Here is a 15778-nt window from a genome sequence, read left to right as displayed (position 1 = left end):
AGCTGAAGGCGAGGAAATCGTGCGCAACGGGGCAAGCATTCGGCGCAAACATCCCGACAATACGAACTAGACTGAAAGAGCTGGCCGTTGGCGCTTGAACACAAAGCCAGGCGGCCGTCGCGATGGAGAGCTCCCATGCCGAAGACCGTTTGCTCTGCCGAACAGATTCGTGATGAAACAGAAAGCCGCGTGGCAAAAATCAGTGCGGACTTGCCGGAAGCATTGCGTGTGCGCATACCGCTGCCCGAGCGGCACCCGCCCGACGCCGCCGGCAGGAACTGGAATATGGTGCCGCTCAACAAGGAGGGCACCGACTTTACCCGCGAGGTCCGACGAATCGTCGAAGACATGCGCACCGAGTTCGTTCTGCCGGACTGACGCCGCAACGTTCGACCAACACGGCCATTTACACAGGTTCAGGGACAACTGATGCAGACCCGGGTGGTTCGTCATCGGGCTACGAGATGACGCCTGATCTGCGGATAAAAACTGCTCAGGTCCATTTTGGCTGATCGCATGCGACAACAGCAGTCACCCACTGTTTCGTGCGGAATCTGGATGTCACTTGGGTCCAGGTCTCTATACCGGTGCGGTCCGTCCCCAGTCGCGCGATGGGGTGGGTAACCGCAGGATCGCGACATATCTGAGCAGAAACCGGAAAGAAACGCGAGCCGGCCATGGCTAGACTGCGCTGAGAGCGAGGTTGTGGCGATCTGATCTGGCGCCGATGCCTCGAAGCGTCTATGGCAACACTGTCCGGGCTGAGTCAAAAACGCAAGGAGTGAATTTATGCCAGATACGGAAATCGCGCCCGCGCAAACCGGGCAACACGAGCCGATCCCGCTGCGCAAGCTCTTCGAACCCGTCAAGGTCGGACCGTACGACCTGCGTCATCGTGTCGTGATGGCGCCGCTGACGCGCTCGCGCGCGAGCCGCCCAGGCAACATACCATCTCAGCTCAACGCCTGCTATTACGCGCAGCGCGCATCGGCCGCGCTCGTCATCAGCGAGGCGACCCAGGTCTCGATGCAAGGGCAGGGCTATGCGTGGACGCCCGGGATTCATAGTCGCGAGCAGATCGAAGGGTGGCGGCTCGTGGCGGACGCCGTGCACGAGGCAGGCGGGTTGATGTTCATGCAGCTCTGGCACGTCGGGCGCATATCGCACCCCTCCTTGCAGCCCGATGAAATGCTCCCTGTTGCGCCGTCCGCAGTCCGGCCGCAAGCGGAGGCGTTCATCGAGAACGAGCGCGGCGAAGGGGTCCTCGCGCCCTGCGTCACGCCACGCGCGCTGCAGGTCGAAGAGATGCCGTATCTCGTGCGCCAGTACTTCAGGGGTGCCCGCAACGCCAAGGCTGCCGGTATGGACGGCGTCGAAGTGCACGGAGCGAATGGATATCTGCTCGACCAGTTTCTGTTGTCCGGCACGAACCGCCGCACGGACACCTACGGCGGTTCGAGCGAGCGCCGGGCCAGGCTGCTGTTCGAGGTCATCGAAGCGGTTTGCGAAGTGTGGGGCCCGGAAAAGGTCGGCGTACGGCTCTCACCTCTTGGCACCTTCAACGACATGCATGACGACTATCCCGAGGAAACCTTCTCTTACGTCATCGAGAAGCTCTCTGGATACGGGCTCGCTTATTTGCACATCGTCAATCCCGCGCTGGCGGCGACCGCTGACGATGTCGCTTTCGCGGAGCGCGCGACACGCATGAACGCGATGATACGCCGCACTTATCGTGGTGTCCTGATGGTCGCTGGCGGGTTCGATGGCAGCAGTGCGGAAAGCTGGCTCGAAGACGGCAAAGCGGACCTGATCGCGTTCGGACGCTTGTTCATCGCCAATCCCGACCTGCCGGAACGCTTCCGGTCGCGCGCACCGCTCAATGCGCCGGATCCGTCCACGTTTTATGGAGGCGGCGAACGCGGATATACCGACTATCCGTCGCTTGCGCAGGAGCGCGGAGACACGCCAAGGTCCGTCATCGATGGACGTTGGAGATAGACTGTCGTTGAGCGGCGGGCTCGCTCGTGTCACTCGACGATTGCGATGTCCGCCGAGCCAGCGGCCGATCACGCTGAGAGGCGCACCATGGCTGTCACTACCTGGGTTGTCGTTGCCGACGGCAGCCGCGCACGAATCTTCGAGACTCCGGGACTCAAACTGGATTTGCGGGAAATCGAAGACCTCGTCAACATCGTCCCGAATGGATCGGCGCTGAGCGAGAACGATCGCGAAAAATTCGCGAAGACCGTCGCCGACTATCTCGAACAGGGCCGGGTCCATCAGCGGTATGAGCGATTGCGATTGGCCGTGGAGCCCAAGTTTCTCGGGATGCTGCGCGAGCGTCTGAGCGGGCAGACGCATCAAATGATTTTCGATGAGATCAACGAAGATCTCTCGGCCCTCGACGCGCGCGAAATCCAGGTGCATCTGCAGAGTCTTTGAGTGAGACCTGCCCGATGCAGCCAACTCGTTCGAGCGAGCGATGGACACGCCAGGTGTGGCGCCCGCGGTCTGTCGCTGCGCGTTACGCCTGAACGACGCCCGCCATGACTTCGTCGCGATAGCACCAGATCCAGTTCTCGCCCGGTTCGATTGAACGCACGAGCGGATGGCCTGTGGCCAGGTAGTGTCCGCTCGCATGGCGGTTAGGCGAGGAATCGCAACAGCCGACATATCCGCACGTGAGGCAAAGCCGCAAATGAACCCACGAATCGCCGCGTTTCATGCAGTCTTCGCAATACGTCTTGTCGGTCTGCAGCACGCGAGCCTGATACAGGTGGGTGCAGTTCCCGGACATTTGATACCTCCCTTCGCTGTGCGAGCGTCGATCCTGAAACGCCCCCGCGCGCCGCCAGGCGACTTTCAACTGCTGTTCAGATACCGATGGACGAGCGCAACGGCCATTGCGCCTTCGCCTACCGCTGATGCCACGCGCTTGATCGACGCGTGGCGTACGTCGCCCGCGGCGAACACGCCCGGCATGCTGGTTTCGAGGTGGAGTGGGGCGCGTTCGAGAGGCCAGCGCCTGTCACATGGAAAATCGCGCAGGTCGGGGCCGGTCACGAGGTAGCCTCCTTCGTCGCGCACGATGCCGACGTCCTCGGCCCACTCCGTCTGCGGCCGGCCTCCGATACAGACGAAGAGCCAGTGTGTCTTCGCGCTTTGCCGCTGCCCGGTGCGGACGTCGGACAGCGTGATCTCCTGCAGCGTCTGATCCCCCTCGAGCGCGACCACTTCGGTGCACGTTTTCACCTCGATCTTCGGCGACGACAGGACGCGATCCAGCAGATATTTCGACAGCGTGCTTTTCAGCGACCGACCGCGTACGACGACGTACACGCTTCTCGCGGATTGCGTGAAGTACATTGCCGCTTGCCCCGCCGAGTTGCCGCCGCCAACAACGTACACGTCTTCTCCATGCAGGAGTGTCGCTTCGCTCGCCCCTGCGCCGTAATAGACTCCGGCGCCGAAGAAGCGCTCTTCGCCAGGCAGGCCGAGGTTGCGGTACGCGACGCCGGTTGCGCAGATTGACGTGCGCGCGGTGATGCGCGTACCGTCCTCGAGATAAACCACGCCTTTACCGGGTGGAAATTCGGCGCGTGTTCCGGCTCGCGCGAGCAGAATTTCCGCGCCGAACTTGATCGCCTGATCGCGCGCCCGTTCGGCCAGTTCCCAGCCACCGATTCCATCGGGAAAGCCCAGGTAGTTTTCGATCTTCGAGCTGCTCCCGGCCTGTCCGCCGAGCGTCCAGCGCTCCACGAGTACGGTGCCAAGTCCTTCCGATGCGCCATATACCGCGGCGCTCAGCCCGGCGGGCCCCGCACCGTAAATTGCGAGGTCGTATTCGGCTCGGGACGGGCTCTTGAACCAGCCAAGCTTTTCCGTGATTTGCCGGATGGTTGGGCATTCAAGCCGCGTCCCATCGTGAAAGACGCAGATCGGCAAACGGGGATCGGACAGATGCTGGACCTTCGCAAGAGACGCGGCTTCGGCATCGCTCGTCAGTTCCATCCATTCGAACGGAATGTCGCTGCGATGAAGGAAGTCGCGGATTGCGTAACCTGCTGGCGTGCATCTGCGTCCGTATATCTTGACCATGTGCGTGCGCCTTCCTGTGTTAACTGTGAAAAAAACGACGAACCTCTACCGTGGACTACCACGGGATGATCGTATCCAGCGGTCCTGTCGTTGTTTTCCCTATTTCTGCCGTGCGCGCGATTGCTCCAGGGATGCGTTTTTATCAGAGGAAACTGTGGCCCCCGCGCGAAGCGACTCGGCGACCGGCGAGCGTCAGTGATGGCCTTCGAAATTCGCTCGGGCTTTCGGTGTAGCGCTTACCTTCGCATATTGAAATGCCGGCAGCGCCTTGATTGCAGCCTTCGTTGCACCGGCCAGCACCAGTTTGCCATCGGCAAAATCGAGTTGCTCGACGGGGATGGCGACATCGTGATGTGATACGCCCAGAAACTGGTTCGCCGCGATGATCGCGAACGACACGGAGCGGTCAGGCGCCACGATGATGTCGTGAATGACGCCGACCCGCTCGCCCTTCTCGTTGACCACGGGCTTGTCCATGATCGACTTTCTGATACTCCAGCCCGCCACTATCGCTTGCGATTCCTCGACGCTAATGCCGAGCGGCTGTGCACCGGCGACCTGGGCGTGCGTCTCCATCGAAGCAAGACCGAGCGATGATGCGACCAGCCATGCAACCAGATTCGATTTCATGATCTTCCCTTTGATATAGAAGAGATTGCTGGCGCGTGCGCGGTATCAGTATCGACGCCATTGCGCATGCAACAGCGAAAGCGTCAGCGCACAAACAACATCCGGACACATCGATGCTCGAGCGCTGAACGCTTCTACATCTTCGACGAGGCTTCCGGCCGCGAGGCCATGCGGCGGATAGAGCACGCAAAGGCGCAGCGAGCGCACCTTGTCAGTGCGATCGAGCCTTGAACCTGGCGCGTGATCACTGCCAGTACTAGTTGCAGCTTAGGTCGGCTCGGCGCGGCGCGTGATAAAAAACCGGTATAGGCAAGCTCGTTCCCATACCGACATACCGAGCAATTCTTGCGCGGTGAGACGCCGCGGTTTTATCCAACGGTATCCTTGACCTGTCATCAAGAATTCGCAGCAACACTATTCGCAGGAAACCAGGCTGACATGACGGCCACTACGCCGCGTCACGAGCGCGCCGGCTCGCGCGGTGTATCGCAGGGCGACCGAAGTCTCAGCGTCCGCGCACCGTTTATCGCGGTTGTCCCAACCCAAGCCCGCGTCACGTTCAGTCCCGGCTTCGAGACGCATGGTCTCACGATCGCGCTCGCCTTGCGCACCGTCAGGGCTGCTTCGCGCAAAGCTTTCGGCACGGCTCAGCGGGACGTGCCACATTGGTTCTCAGCCTGTGATCCGTTTTTATGCGAACTCGCGGACACACTCGCACCGCTTTGTCGTTAGCGGATCCCTGACCTGAGCTGTCTTGATGCTTTTGCCGATGTCATTGCGCTTCACCTGGTGTGCCCCTATGGGCGTCGCGTGGGTGCACCGGTTCATCGCACGGCGCTCTCACAACGAACGCTGAAGACGATCCGTCGGTACATCCAGGAACACCTCTCCGAGCCAATCAGTGGATGAACTGGCGACGCTGTTGCATATGAGCGCTTCGCATTTCGCGCGAGCTTTCAAACAGGCGACGGGCCGCTCACCGCATTTCTAACTGACGAACCAACGGCTTGAATCCGTCCGTTCGATGCTCGCCGAAGGCACACTGCCGCTTAACGACTTGGCCGTGCGCGCAGGCTTCCAGAAGGTGTTGACGGCGATGTCGCCTACGCGGTGTCGCCCCAAAGCCGAGCAACCCCAGACGAGCCGGTGCGTCGATTTGATGTTGCGCGGCAAGTTGGGGTCCTAAGATAGTCGCGTAAAGCCGATCGCAGCCTTCCAATGGTTCCGATCTCGGATGCCGGTTGCACGAGGCAGAGATCGGCCCGGTCTTCTGCGCTACGGGTTCCCTATTCCAAACGTTCTCTTCAATGCTTACAAATCCGATCGACCGAAACTTCATTGACGGAACGCCTCGGCCCACCGCTCCTCGACGAGGTCCGCAAAGTAGATAAGCAGCAGTCTGCTTTCTGGAATCTTCAATGGCTGGAACGGGTCGAGATGCAATGGACTTCACCATCCCTGCCGGGCGCACTCGTGGGGGCGCAAGATTCGCGCGCTCGGACGCGAGGTGGTGTTATTACACGCCCAATTCATTCGACCTCTCGTGCAAACGGACAAAGCCGGCGCGGCCTCGTGGATACAGTAGCCGACGAAAACGAGCGGCTGAACGTTTCCGAATAGCGTTCGCAGCAAACGCCTTCGGCCGCTCTCCGGCCGGCGCAATTCCGCCGCACGAGCACGATGTGAGTAGCGGCGAAGTGGTTGGTGAAACCTCGAACAGTTGACGGCCTTGCAGCGATGGATCGGCGATCTTGCGTCCGAGATTGCCGAGATATTCAAACGCAACGAAAGCTGCAACGTCTTGCTACAGTTCCCGGCATCGGACCACTCGTCGCGACCGCATTGTTCAGCGGCGTCGGAGATCCGCTGCAGTTCAAGAATGGACGTCAGTTCGCAGCGTGGTTGGGTCCCACGCCAAAACAGCGATCAAGCGGTGGCAAGTCCAAGCTGAGCGGCATCACGAAACATGGCGACACTTATCTTCGCACGCTGCTGGTACAGGGAGCGCGTGCGGTGATGCGCTTCGCCGGTCGTCGCGATGACCGGCACAGTCGCTGGATCAAGGCGGTGATGCAGCGCCGTCATGTGAGCGTCGCGGCAATCCCTCTCGCGAACAGGACGGCGCGAATAGCGTGGGCAGTATTGACAAGCAATGAATGCTTCAAGTTGGCATAGCGCTTCCTGTAGCGCGCAGACGCACCCTCACTCCCTTCACGATTGCGCAAGAAGCGGCAAGCATGGCGAACCGGTCGGACCGGCGCTTGCAGATCCTGATATATCCGGCCGCTGCGGTACGAAGCCAAGCGGCTGATGAGGAGCAAGCGCGCAAACTTCCATGATGGCTCGTGCTGATGGCAGGCACATCAAAAGCCGAATGTACGGATATACAGCTGCAACCCATCCTGTCCGTCTACGCACCAGAGAGCTTGCTCAAATGGGAGACGTCCATATAAAAACTACTACAGGCAACTCAGAAATGCCTTTGGCGTGCCTGCACTAACTTAAACCCACCGGCCTCCACGATTCCGGGCGCGATTCATCCTGACCAAACCTTTACCTCCTTCCTGCGAAGCCTCGGTGCGCCGGTGACTAACCACCGGCACTGGCAGCCTCGGCAAGGTGATCGGCAGAGTCCTTGCGAAAGAGAGACCGGCCAAAAGCACAGTCACGGCGAGACTTAACACGGCAAGCGTAAGCCTCGGTAATGGCCGTTGTAATTCAAGTAACGTGTTCTAAATATAAACTGTGGCCAATTCACCGAGCGGTACTCATTCATGACTTGGCAAGCGCTTCGCCAACTGTTGGAAGTGCGCCAATGGGATGCATCTATGCGGCAGGCAATCCGGCCAGTATCTCGTGTAGCCCTGATTCTTTCACCAGCAGTTGGCGACTCACTGTTGATGATGACGATTGCGCACAACCTTCAGAAAAACCGCATTGCGGCCACCGTGTTTGGCCAACATACACATGCTCTGCGCAATTGGTTTCCAGATATCAATATTCAAGCCGAGTTGGGCGAAGAGCATCTTGCGGAGAAACTGCATGGCTTCGATACGGTCATTCAGATGCACAGCAACAGACCGTTTAACGGGCTGGATCGCTTGCATCCGGGAGTAATCCGGCTCGACCATATCTGTCGCGCCCGTTCCTCAGAATCGATGGCAGATAGACTCGCACTGTTCTGTCGCGGCGAGCTCGGTTTGTCGAATACAGAAAAGAGTAACGGCATCGTGCCGCCGCCAGGACTTCAACACCGCAAATATCCGCTTCGCGTCGCCATCCATCCGACCGCAAGCACTGCGGACAAACGCTGGCTGGCATCACGCTTCATTCGACTGGCAGTGGAACTGCGCCGCCAGGGTTTCAGCCCGCAGTTTGTGGTCGCGCCGCAAGAGCGCGCGGACTGGAAGCACGTCGAGCATTTCGGCATCACTCTGCCTGATCTCTCTTCGCTTGATCAGGTCGCCGCGTGGCTTTTCGAGTCCGGTTGGTTCATCGGTAACGATTCGGGAATCGGCCACCTGGCATCAAGTCTGCAAATTCCAACTCTTTCGTTGTTCATGCGCCGTGGTATCGCGCGCACGTGGCGTCCCGGCTGGGGTACCGGACGGGTGTTGATCGGCGGTGCTTACCTGCCTACCGGACGTCTGAAAGAGCGCTACTGGAAATACCTGCTGTCCGTCGGCAAAGTGACCCAGGCGTTCGAGCAACTACGCGCCAACTTCGCATGAATACACGATCCTTTCCCGGCATTCCCGGAGACGGACCGGGACGCGTCGCCATGGTCATGTCGAATGCAATTGGCGACACCTTGGTGTTGATGGTCATCGCGCAAAATCTTCTAGGAAACGGAATTGATGTCACGGTGTTCGGGCGCCAGGCTCATGAATTGCGGCATTGGTTCCCCAATGTCACAATTCAACCGTTGCCGGACCAGGCGGAAACTACGGCATTGCTAGCGCCGTACGACACTGTTCTGCAAATGCATCGGCATCAGCCGATGCCGCGCCTGACGGAAGTCCACCCTTGTGTCCTCGATCTGGAGAAGGTGTGCCTCGTGGACCGCTCAGGTTGTATGGCGGAACGCTTTGCCGACTTCTGCCGTGATGAGCTCGGGCTATCGAATGTCGGCTTACACAATGGGATCACGCCGCCGCCAGCATTACGACATCGCCAATACATTCGCCGTGTCGCGATTCACCCCGAAGCCAGCACCGAGGACAAGCGCTGGCTGTCGGGACGATTCATGAAGTTAGCCCGCAGTTTGCGTCAACGCGGCTACGACGTCCACTTCGTGATTGCACCGCACGAACGCGGACGCTGGTGCGAACTGGAAAGTTGGGACATCCCTGCTCCAGAATTTAGCACCCCGCACGAGCTGGCATGCTGGTTATATGAATCCGGCTGGTTTATCGGAAATGACTCCGGCATCGGACATCTTGCATCAAATCTCAGTATTCCCACCATCAGCCTGTTTCGACGGCGTCGCGTATCCGAACGCTGGCGCCCGGCATGGGGAACAGTCAAAGTCGTTTTGCCTTGGCAATGGGTTCCAACCGCACGACTCAAGGAAAAATTCTGGCGTCAAACACTCACGTGCGCGCGTGTATTGTCAGCGTTTCAGCGTCTGGTTCGAGATGACTGCAACTCAGCGAAACAAGGTTCAAGTCAGTTATAAGGTGACTTTGTCGTTCTGAACCCGCGGGGCCCCCCGTTGCTGCTCAAGTCTTATGACACGGACACAGCTGGCGCGAAAGTCCACCAGCGATTACCCGAATTCAACCCACTTTACGCACGATGATGTCAGAAGCCAAAGCAGTCTTTTTGCATGCCGGATACAGAACTGCGGGCACATGGCTATGGTCGTGTTTTCGCAACCTCAGTGAAGTCACCGCGTACTACGAACCGTCGCACGAAATGCTGTCGACAATCGACTCGGCAAAGCTGGCTACGAGTACGGCAGATAGCTGGCATTCGGGCCATCCGAAACTGGAGAAACCGTATTTCGCAGAATTCGCTCAACTGCTTGGACCTGATGGACGCGGCATCCCTGGCTACGAGGAGCGTTTTTCCATCGATTGCTTCACGGGCCAAACTCCAGACGGCGCTGACCGGCTTGAGGCCTATCTACGCGAACTGATAGGCGCCGCGCATGAGCGTGGCGGCGTGCCAGTCTTCAAGTTCTGTCGATCGCTAGGGCGACTTCAGTGGTTCCGCAGTACTTTCCCGGACGCCGTGCATATCGTGGTCGAGAAAAACCCTATTTCTCAGTGGCTGTCCTGCTGGGATCTGCTCGCCACGCACGGAAACCCACATTTTGTGGCTGTCCCGTTTGCCGTTCTGGCATTGAACAGGCATACGCCGGTGGTAGACCGGACGCTCGACGCGCTACATATCGATCTGCCAGAGGTATCTCGAAGGGATGGGGAAGAAACATTCGGAGCATATCTGGATTTCTTCAAGCCATATGTGAAGACCATTGCCCCCGCCTCGGCGTACCGCGCATTTCTTGTACATTGGCTCCTAACGTTACGGCATGCGGCAACCCACGCACATGCGATCTTTGATTGCGACCTCGCAGCCCGATCGCCCACCTATACGCAAGCCGCTGAACGCTGGATAGCCGATTTTACGGGGCTGGAGCCATCGTTCGGAACCGCGCGTCAGGCGAGTGGAGACGACCGTCACTGCGGATTCGGCGCGTCGGAAGGATTAAAGATCCACCTTGATGCCATGGATCTCGGAAAGGAGATGGTGCGTAGTGGTGCCATTCATCCCGATACATTTTCGTTTTGGGCGAGCAAACTTGCACAGGCCACGCAGGTATTGGCCTTCGGTGCGCAGGCGAACTGGCCGCAGACGCAGGTGCCCCTCCATCGGGCCACACGTATCGTGGATATCGCGCTGATCGATGGTGCTGGGTTTGACACCGTGCTGGCAGGCGAACTCACAGCAACGCGAACGGCTTTAGGAGAAGCGAGGCAACAACTTGCGAGGCTGCGGCGTTCGCCGTTCCTGCGCCTGACGGAATTGCTACGCCAGATGTGCTCGCCGAAGCGCTTCGTCAGTACTGTCGACAACGAATGAAGGGCGCGATCAAACCGCTGCTGCCGGTAACCTTTGCAACCGGGCGACAGGCATTGTGCGTGTGAGTGCACCTCAACCCCGTCGTCGCAGACGGTACGCCTGAGCTTGGGGCAGCTGCAGGTCATGTCAGCTATTGAACAGTGCCGTACCGCGGCGCTAGGGGCACACATGCTGCGCTGTTCCGGCCGCGCGCAGATCGACCTCGCCTACAACTCGTCATGGATCGGCGTAATCGCGACCGCTGGAAGCGGCCGAATCCCACCCAGAAGCGGACGTTCCGGCTAGATGCACATTCGGGCTAAGCCACGCCCAAGCAGATCCCAAGCCGCAGTCGCGCCACGGCATCAGAGTGCGGTCACGCGTCCTGTCTGCGACTGTTGTCAGCTCTTTCGGCCACGCTGTCGCCAATTCACTAAGTTAAGACGTTTAAGCATTCGGCGTCTATCTAGTAGGATGACATCGAAAGGCTTCTGTCCAAGTCCGTTCAGCACGTACTTCGTTAATTCGATCCCAATTCTGGAATTTGCGTCGAGCCACGATGTACCCGAGGCGGCGTCACGCTCTCACCTGAAGCGGCGGTACAAAGGCGCCCGGAACATCGTTCCCATGCACGTATCACGATACGCACGCCTCTAACGCCCCAGAACAGGAGAAGGAATCATGTCATATCGAATCAATCGGAGAGCGTTTCTAGGCGGGGCTGCATCAGCCATCACGTGGGCTACCTTACCTTTTCACGTACGCGCTGCCACAACGAACGTCATACGCGTCGAATGGCAGACGTTCAAAACGACACCGCATTACCCGTCGTTTCTCAATGCCGTTCGAACCATGCTTGCGAACACCAATGCAGCTGACCCGAATTCGTGGCAATACTGGACCAACGTTCACGCGAATTATTGCCCGCACAAGCAGCCATATTTTTTGGGGTGGCATCGCGGTTATTTGTACTACCTCGAACGGCAAATCAGGCTCGTTTCTGGCGACGTTGGCTTCACGCTGCCGTATTGGGACTGGTTCACGAATCCGCATGTTCCTGCTGAATTCACGGATCGGGCGAGCGGCAATCCGCTTTACTGTCCGCGCCTGAACACCAATGTGTATAGCGCGCTCGATCTTTCACCATGGGCGTCGACCACGGTGAATTTCCAGCGCGGCACCGTCAACTCTTTCGAAGAGAAGTTTGAGACGGCGCCGCACAACCCCGTACACAACATCATCGGGAATTCGATGGCCACGATGCAGTCGCCGCGCGATCCGATCTTTTATTTGCATCATGCGAATGTCGACCGTCTGTGGCATGCATGGGCGCTCCCCGACGGTCGAACAATGCCGGTACCGAGCGATCCATACTGGTCGGGTACGTTCACTTACGCGACGGGCCTCACCATCCTCAAGGAGCAAACCTACTCGGCACGCACTCGCCTCGGCTACGACTATGACAGAGCGTCGCGTCCGACGTCGATGCCCCCGCAGGCACAAACGGGGCGTATCATTCGCGCGCAGGCCAGCATTGGCCCGTCGCGCGGTCGTCCCGCGACCGGCTCATTTGCCGCGACGGCCGCGCGCGATATCGACTCGGGTGTACGTTCGATCGGCGGCGTGAAAGGCGTCACGCTCCGCGAACAGTCGACGACTGCGCGTGTCACAGGTGAGGCCGCTTCGACGGCGCCTGTTCAGCAGTTGCTTTCCGCGACCGCCGCGCCGCTCGCGGCCGCCGAACGCGGCGTGCGTACCTCGGCTGCGTCCGTCAACGGAGCGGCAGCTGGGCGATACCGTTCAGTACGGATCGTGTTCGACGACATCTCCTTGACGCAAGCGGGCGCAGCGGGCGGCTATTACTACAACGTCTATCTGAATCTCCCGGAGAAGTTCGACGGCGATACCGCGCGCCAGCAAAACCTTCTGGGGACGTTCGGCGCGTTCGAAATCGCCGGCGCAGCACATCACGGCATGGTCATGATCGAATATCCCGCCACGGCCGCGTTGCTGAAGGCGGGCAGTGGCGGATCGCGCGACTACTACGTCACGCTCGAACGGATCGACGGGCCGAATGCGCCTAAAGGCGCCGTCATCAACGTTGGCGAGATCCGGGTCCATCTGTCCACCGAACCGGCGTACATCGTGTCGCCTGCGCGCAGCCGCGCGCCCACGGACACACCGTACTGATGTCGCGCACATGCATGAGTGGGAATGCATCGGTCCGACATTCGGTGGACGGACGCATGACACCTTGTAACTCACGCACAAACCAGGGAGTTCTGCGCATGCAACGCCGTAGCCCGGGCGTTCGTTCGCATTCGAGAACATGGAGGCACACCAATGTCCCGCAGGCTACGACCTTCGAATGATGTTCTCGCCTATCCGCGCCACGACGCGATGCGGTTGCGAGGAGCTGAAACAGCAAGCGCTGTTGACGGAGTAACGAAACGTGCGGCCCGACACATGAAAGAGCAGATAAAGGCGCTATTGCCCGATCCGCTTTTTCTCTCGCTATTACATCGGAAACTGGTGGGCCGCTATCCCAACCTGCGACGGCCGCGCACGTTCAACGAACACATTCTCTTGCGGAGCCTGAGGCCTGATCCGCGCTACGCTGCTTTGACCGACAAGGTCGCTGTGCGCGACTACGTCGCGCGCACGCTCGGCGCGTCGTATCTGATCCCACTGATCTCGGCACCGGACGAATTTACGCGCGACGTTTTTGATTTCCTGCCGCGATCGTTTGTCATGAAGGCAAATCACGGCAGCACGTTCGTCGAGATCGTGCGTGACAAATCAAAAGTGAACTACGAACAGCTGAAATGCCTGGCCGACCGATGGCTCGCTACCGAGTTCTATCATGTCTCGCGGGAACGCCACTACAAGGAAATCAAACCACGACTGTTCTTTGAAAAGCTGCTGCTCGATAGCTCGGGACAAGTGCCTGCCGATTACAAGGTGCACGTTTTCCGCCGGGAGGGCATGCGTGCCGTGATGTACATCGTGAAAATTTCCGACCGCTTCGGCCCGTCTCCGCGCGGCAATGTGTACGATGTCGACTGGAATTATCTCGACGTGACAATCGGCGACTATGCGCGCAGCGCGACACCGGAGCCGCCGCCGTCTAATTTGTCCGAGATCATCGGAGCAGCAGACAAGCTCTCGCGTGATTTCGACTACGTGCGCGTCGATCTCTATGCGCCGGACAATGCGCTGTTTTTTGGCGAACTGACTTTCACACCAGGCGCGGGCGTCGTTCCGATGTTTCCTGATCAGGTCGATTTCGAATGGGGCGGACTTTTCGACGCAAGGATATGACGTCGGTCCAACGATGGTCCGGCGGAAGCCGCACGCAAGTCTGGTGATGGAATCGGTGTCGAAGCTGGCAAGTTGCGGCCGTGGCAATTCGCTCCGGACGGCAGCGAACTTTCTAACCTGCGCACTGCGGTGACCTGCAGCAACGTGGACGTCACTTGTGGTTGCCCAACGACATGGCTCCGGTCCGATCCGCGATGCGCCCGTACGCGAAACTTTCTCGCAGAACGGTTGCAACGCGACGAACTGATCGTCCTTGTTGCACTGGCCGGTGATGATCTGGCCGGTTTTCCCTCAACTGTCCGGACGTTTTCCTCTGTTTCCGCCAAGCGGGCATGGATCACGGACGAGCAAAATCTCCGCATCGGCGCGCCATCGCCGCGCGAATCGACGCGAGAATCCCGCATAAAAACCGATGAATCTCGTCGTTCGCCTGCCCGAGGTCGGGTATTAGCGCAGCGAAATCGAACTTCGGATGATCCGCGGCGAATTGCAAGGCCTCGACGAGATTGGCGACTTCCTCGTCGGTATATTCCGTCCACTCGCCGAGGTAGAGCTGGCAGCCGCCCGCCGTGGTCGACGAGAAAAACACGTAGTTGATCCCGTTGACGAGGGCCGCGTCGTCGTTGTTGCTCAGCTGGCGCCCGGTAAAAGCCGGAAACAAAAAAGTCCCGCCAGAAAAATCAGGCGGGATCGGTGTATTCGCGCGGTTGCCGAACGTTCGGCTTATAGACCTTCCGAATAAAACTGCTCGGCATACTGATCGCGGTTTTGCATTTGCGGATCGCTCGCCTGCTCGTAATCCGTGTCCCAGACCTGTGCGGCCTGTTCGGGTGTCGACGTGCTCTTTAGGTCGGAAATCGTCTTGCTGTAGTCGGTGTCGAGTTCCTGGTTCATGTAGCCCATATTTGCCTGGAGGCTGCCCGGTTCGAGACCGTTCTTTTCGGCATATTCGATTTCGCCCTGCTTGCGCGAGCCGCCCCATTGCGCGAGGCCGTAGCCGTTGTTGTTGTCGTCGGCGTAATTGCTGGTTGGCTCGCCCGTCGCGCCCCCCTGGTTGACGTTGCTCTGGAGCCCGCTCTCCTGCTCCAGGTTGCCGAGCACGCCGGCCACCTGCGCGTCGTTGAGGCCGTAACGCGACTTCAGGTCTTGCGCGATGGCACTGGCCGCGTCGTCACTGTCCGAGACGTCGGGGACAGTGCTGCTCGAGCTGCCGGTCGTGCCGGTGTTGCCCGCGCCGCTCGTGTCGCTCCCGGGCGACGGCGTGGTGGTACCGGTCGTCGAAGGCGTCGACGCATAGGACGGGCTGCTGCTGCCCGTGCCGCCGACGCCACCGCCGCCGCCCGTGCTGTCGTCGTTCGAGCTTTGACTCTGGCTCAGCAGCTGCTGAAGCTCCTCAATGAGGAGCTCGAGAAACTGTTCGAGCTCGCTTTGGGTGTTCGTGCCGTCGGCGCTGCCGGTGCTGTCGACGCCACTTACATAACCGCTGTTGCTATAACCTTGAATCGTGCTGGACATGATTGTCTCCGCAAGAGAATGCCCATGTCATCGAATTGCTGACCGACAGCCGATAACGATAATGGCCGTCTGCGAATACCAATTTATGGGTCGGGGGTGACGTCGCCGTTGCGGACGCGAAGTGATTGCCGGATTGCCGAAGCGT

The 15778-nt window shown here is 59.3% G+C and carries 13 protein-coding genes and 3 pseudogenes; 11 read left to right on the top strand and 5 right to left on the bottom strand.

The window, feature by feature from the left end:
• Positions 1-135: 135 nt before the first annotated feature.
• From CIC12_RS21860 to CIC12_RS21850, 3 genes are all read left to right on the top strand, one after another.
• Positions 136-378, top strand: a complete 243-nt coding sequence (locus CIC12_RS21860; protein WP_168666900.1) for a hypothetical protein — start codon at positions 136-138, stop codon at positions 376-378.
• Between the two features lie 411 nt (positions 379-789).
• Positions 790-2001: an alkene reductase gene (locus tag CIC12_RS21855; RefSeq protein WP_168666898.1), complete on the top strand. Its 1212-nt coding sequence runs from the start codon at positions 790-792 to the stop codon at positions 1999-2001.
• A gap of 87 nt (positions 2002-2088) precedes the next feature.
• A complete protein-coding gene (locus CIC12_RS21850) occupies positions 2089-2445 on the top strand; it encodes a host attachment protein (protein ID WP_168666896.1) in 357 nt (118 codons plus the stop codon).
• An 82-nt stretch (positions 2446-2527) separates the two neighbouring features.
• Here CIC12_RS21850 and CIC12_RS21845 read toward each other — a convergent pair whose 3' ends face one another.
• From CIC12_RS21845 to CIC12_RS21835, 3 genes are all read right to left on the bottom strand, one after another.
• Positions 2528-2800: a UBP-type zinc finger domain-containing protein gene (locus CIC12_RS21845; RefSeq protein WP_168666894.1), complete on the bottom strand. Its 273-nt coding sequence runs from the start codon at positions 2798-2800 to the stop codon at positions 2528-2530.
• A 65-nt stretch (positions 2801-2865) separates the two neighbouring features.
• A complete protein-coding gene (locus tag CIC12_RS21840) occupies positions 2866-4101 on the bottom strand; it encodes an NAD(P)/FAD-dependent oxidoreductase (protein WP_168666892.1) in 1236 nt (411 codons plus the stop codon).
• 192 nt (positions 4102-4293) lie between these two features.
• Positions 4294-4731: a PRC-barrel domain-containing protein gene (locus CIC12_RS21835; protein WP_168666890.1), complete on the bottom strand. Its 438-nt coding sequence runs from the start codon at positions 4729-4731 to the stop codon at positions 4294-4296.
• Between the two features lie 892 nt (positions 4732-5623).
• Here CIC12_RS21835 and CIC12_RS33905 point away from each other — a divergent pair.
• The 8 genes and pseudogenes from CIC12_RS33905 to CIC12_RS21795 all read left to right on the top strand — a co-directional run.
• A pseudogene (locus tag CIC12_RS33905) lies at positions 5624-5722 on the top strand (AraC family transcriptional regulator); the annotation flags it as partial.
• A 720-nt stretch (positions 5723-6442) separates the two neighbouring features.
• Positions 6443-6906 (top strand): annotated as a pseudogene (locus tag CIC12_RS21825) (IS110 family transposase); the annotation flags it as partial.
• Positions 6907-7505: 599 nt separating this feature from the next.
• Positions 7506-8462, top strand: a complete 957-nt coding sequence (locus CIC12_RS21820) for a glycosyltransferase family 9 protein (RefSeq protein WP_238812797.1) — start codon at positions 7506-7508, stop codon at positions 8460-8462.
• 50 nt (positions 8463-8512) lie between these two features.
• Entirely contained in the window at positions 8513-9409 is an 897-nt protein-coding gene (locus tag CIC12_RS21815) for a glycosyltransferase family 9 protein (RefSeq protein ID WP_238812795.1), read from the top strand.
• A gap of 119 nt (positions 9410-9528) precedes the next feature.
• Positions 9529-10818, top strand: coding sequence for a hypothetical protein (locus CIC12_RS21810; RefSeq protein ID WP_238812793.1), 1290 nt, complete (start codon positions 9529-9531; stop codon positions 10816-10818).
• Between the two features lie 33 nt (positions 10819-10851).
• A pseudogene (locus CIC12_RS33900) lies at positions 10852-11034 on the top strand (transposase zinc-binding domain-containing protein); the annotation flags it as partial.
• Positions 11035-11649: 615 nt separating this feature from the next.
• Complete coding sequence (locus CIC12_RS21800; protein ID WP_202984882.1) at positions 11650-12987, top strand: tyrosinase family protein; 1338 nt, start codon at positions 11650-11652, stop codon at positions 12985-12987.
• Positions 12988-13197: 210 nt separating this feature from the next.
• Positions 13198-14118 (top strand): ATP-grasp fold amidoligase family protein, encoded by a 921-nt coding sequence (locus CIC12_RS21795; RefSeq protein ID WP_238812801.1) that lies wholly within the window; start codon positions 13198-13200, stop codon positions 14116-14118.
• 337 nt (positions 14119-14455) lie between these two features.
• On the opposite strand, the gene CIC12_RS21790 is transcribed toward CIC12_RS21795, so the two are convergent.
• Positions 14456-14779, bottom strand: a complete 324-nt coding sequence (locus tag CIC12_RS21790) for a hypothetical protein (protein WP_168666858.1) — start codon at positions 14777-14779, stop codon at positions 14456-14458.
• Between the two features lie 62 nt (positions 14780-14841).
• Positions 14842-15633: a phage tail tip lysozyme gene (locus CIC12_RS21785; RefSeq protein ID WP_168666880.1), complete on the bottom strand. Its 792-nt coding sequence runs from the start codon at positions 15631-15633 to the stop codon at positions 14842-14844.
• Positions 15634-15778 lie beyond the last annotated feature (145 nt).

This window comes from Paraburkholderia sp. SG-MS1 (assembly GCF_012275575.1).
Lineage (GTDB): Bacteria > Pseudomonadota > Gammaproteobacteria > Burkholderiales > Burkholderiaceae > Paraburkholderia.
Note: the sequence above shows the minus strand (reverse complement) of the source record. Positions and strands in the feature narration are given on the sequence as shown.

Bases quoted from the DNA above. Each gene is read 5' to 3' on its own strand.
- CIC12_RS21860 (WP_168666900.1), top strand. From the start codon at position 136: ATGCCGAAGACCGTTTGCTCTGCCGAACAGATTCGTGATGAAACAGAA.
- CIC12_RS21855 (WP_168666898.1), top strand. From the start codon at position 790: ATGCCAGATACGGAAATCGCGCCCGCGCAAACCGGGCAACACGAGCCG.
- CIC12_RS21850 (WP_168666896.1), top strand. From the start codon at position 2,089: ATGGCTGTCACTACCTGGGTTGTCGTTGCCGACGGCAGCCGCGCACGA.
- CIC12_RS21845 (WP_168666894.1), bottom strand. From the start codon at position 2,800: ATGTCCGGGAACTGCACCCACCTGTATCAGGCTCGCGTGCTGCAGACC.
- CIC12_RS21840 (WP_168666892.1), bottom strand. From the start codon at position 4,101: ATGGTCAAGATATACGGACGCAGATGCACGCCAGCAGGTTACGCAATC.
- CIC12_RS21835 (WP_168666890.1), bottom strand. From the start codon at position 4,731: ATGAAATCGAATCTGGTTGCATGGCTGGTCGCATCATCGCTCGGTCTT.
- CIC12_RS21820 (WP_238812797.1), top strand. From the start codon at position 7,506: ATGACTTGGCAAGCGCTTCGCCAACTGTTGGAAGTGCGCCAATGGGAT.
- CIC12_RS21815 (WP_238812795.1), top strand. From the start codon at position 8,513: ATGGTCATGTCGAATGCAATTGGCGACACCTTGGTGTTGATGGTCATC.
- CIC12_RS21810 (WP_238812793.1), top strand. From the start codon at position 9,529: ATGATGTCAGAAGCCAAAGCAGTCTTTTTGCATGCCGGATACAGAACT.
- CIC12_RS21800 (WP_202984882.1), top strand. From the start codon at position 11,650: ATGCTTGCGAACACCAATGCAGCTGACCCGAATTCGTGGCAATACTGG.
- CIC12_RS21795 (WP_238812801.1), top strand. From the start codon at position 13,198: ATGCGGTTGCGAGGAGCTGAAACAGCAAGCGCTGTTGACGGAGTAACG.
- CIC12_RS21785 (WP_168666880.1), bottom strand. From the start codon at position 15,633: ATGTCCAGCACGATTCAAGGTTATAGCAACAGCGGTTATGTAAGTGGC.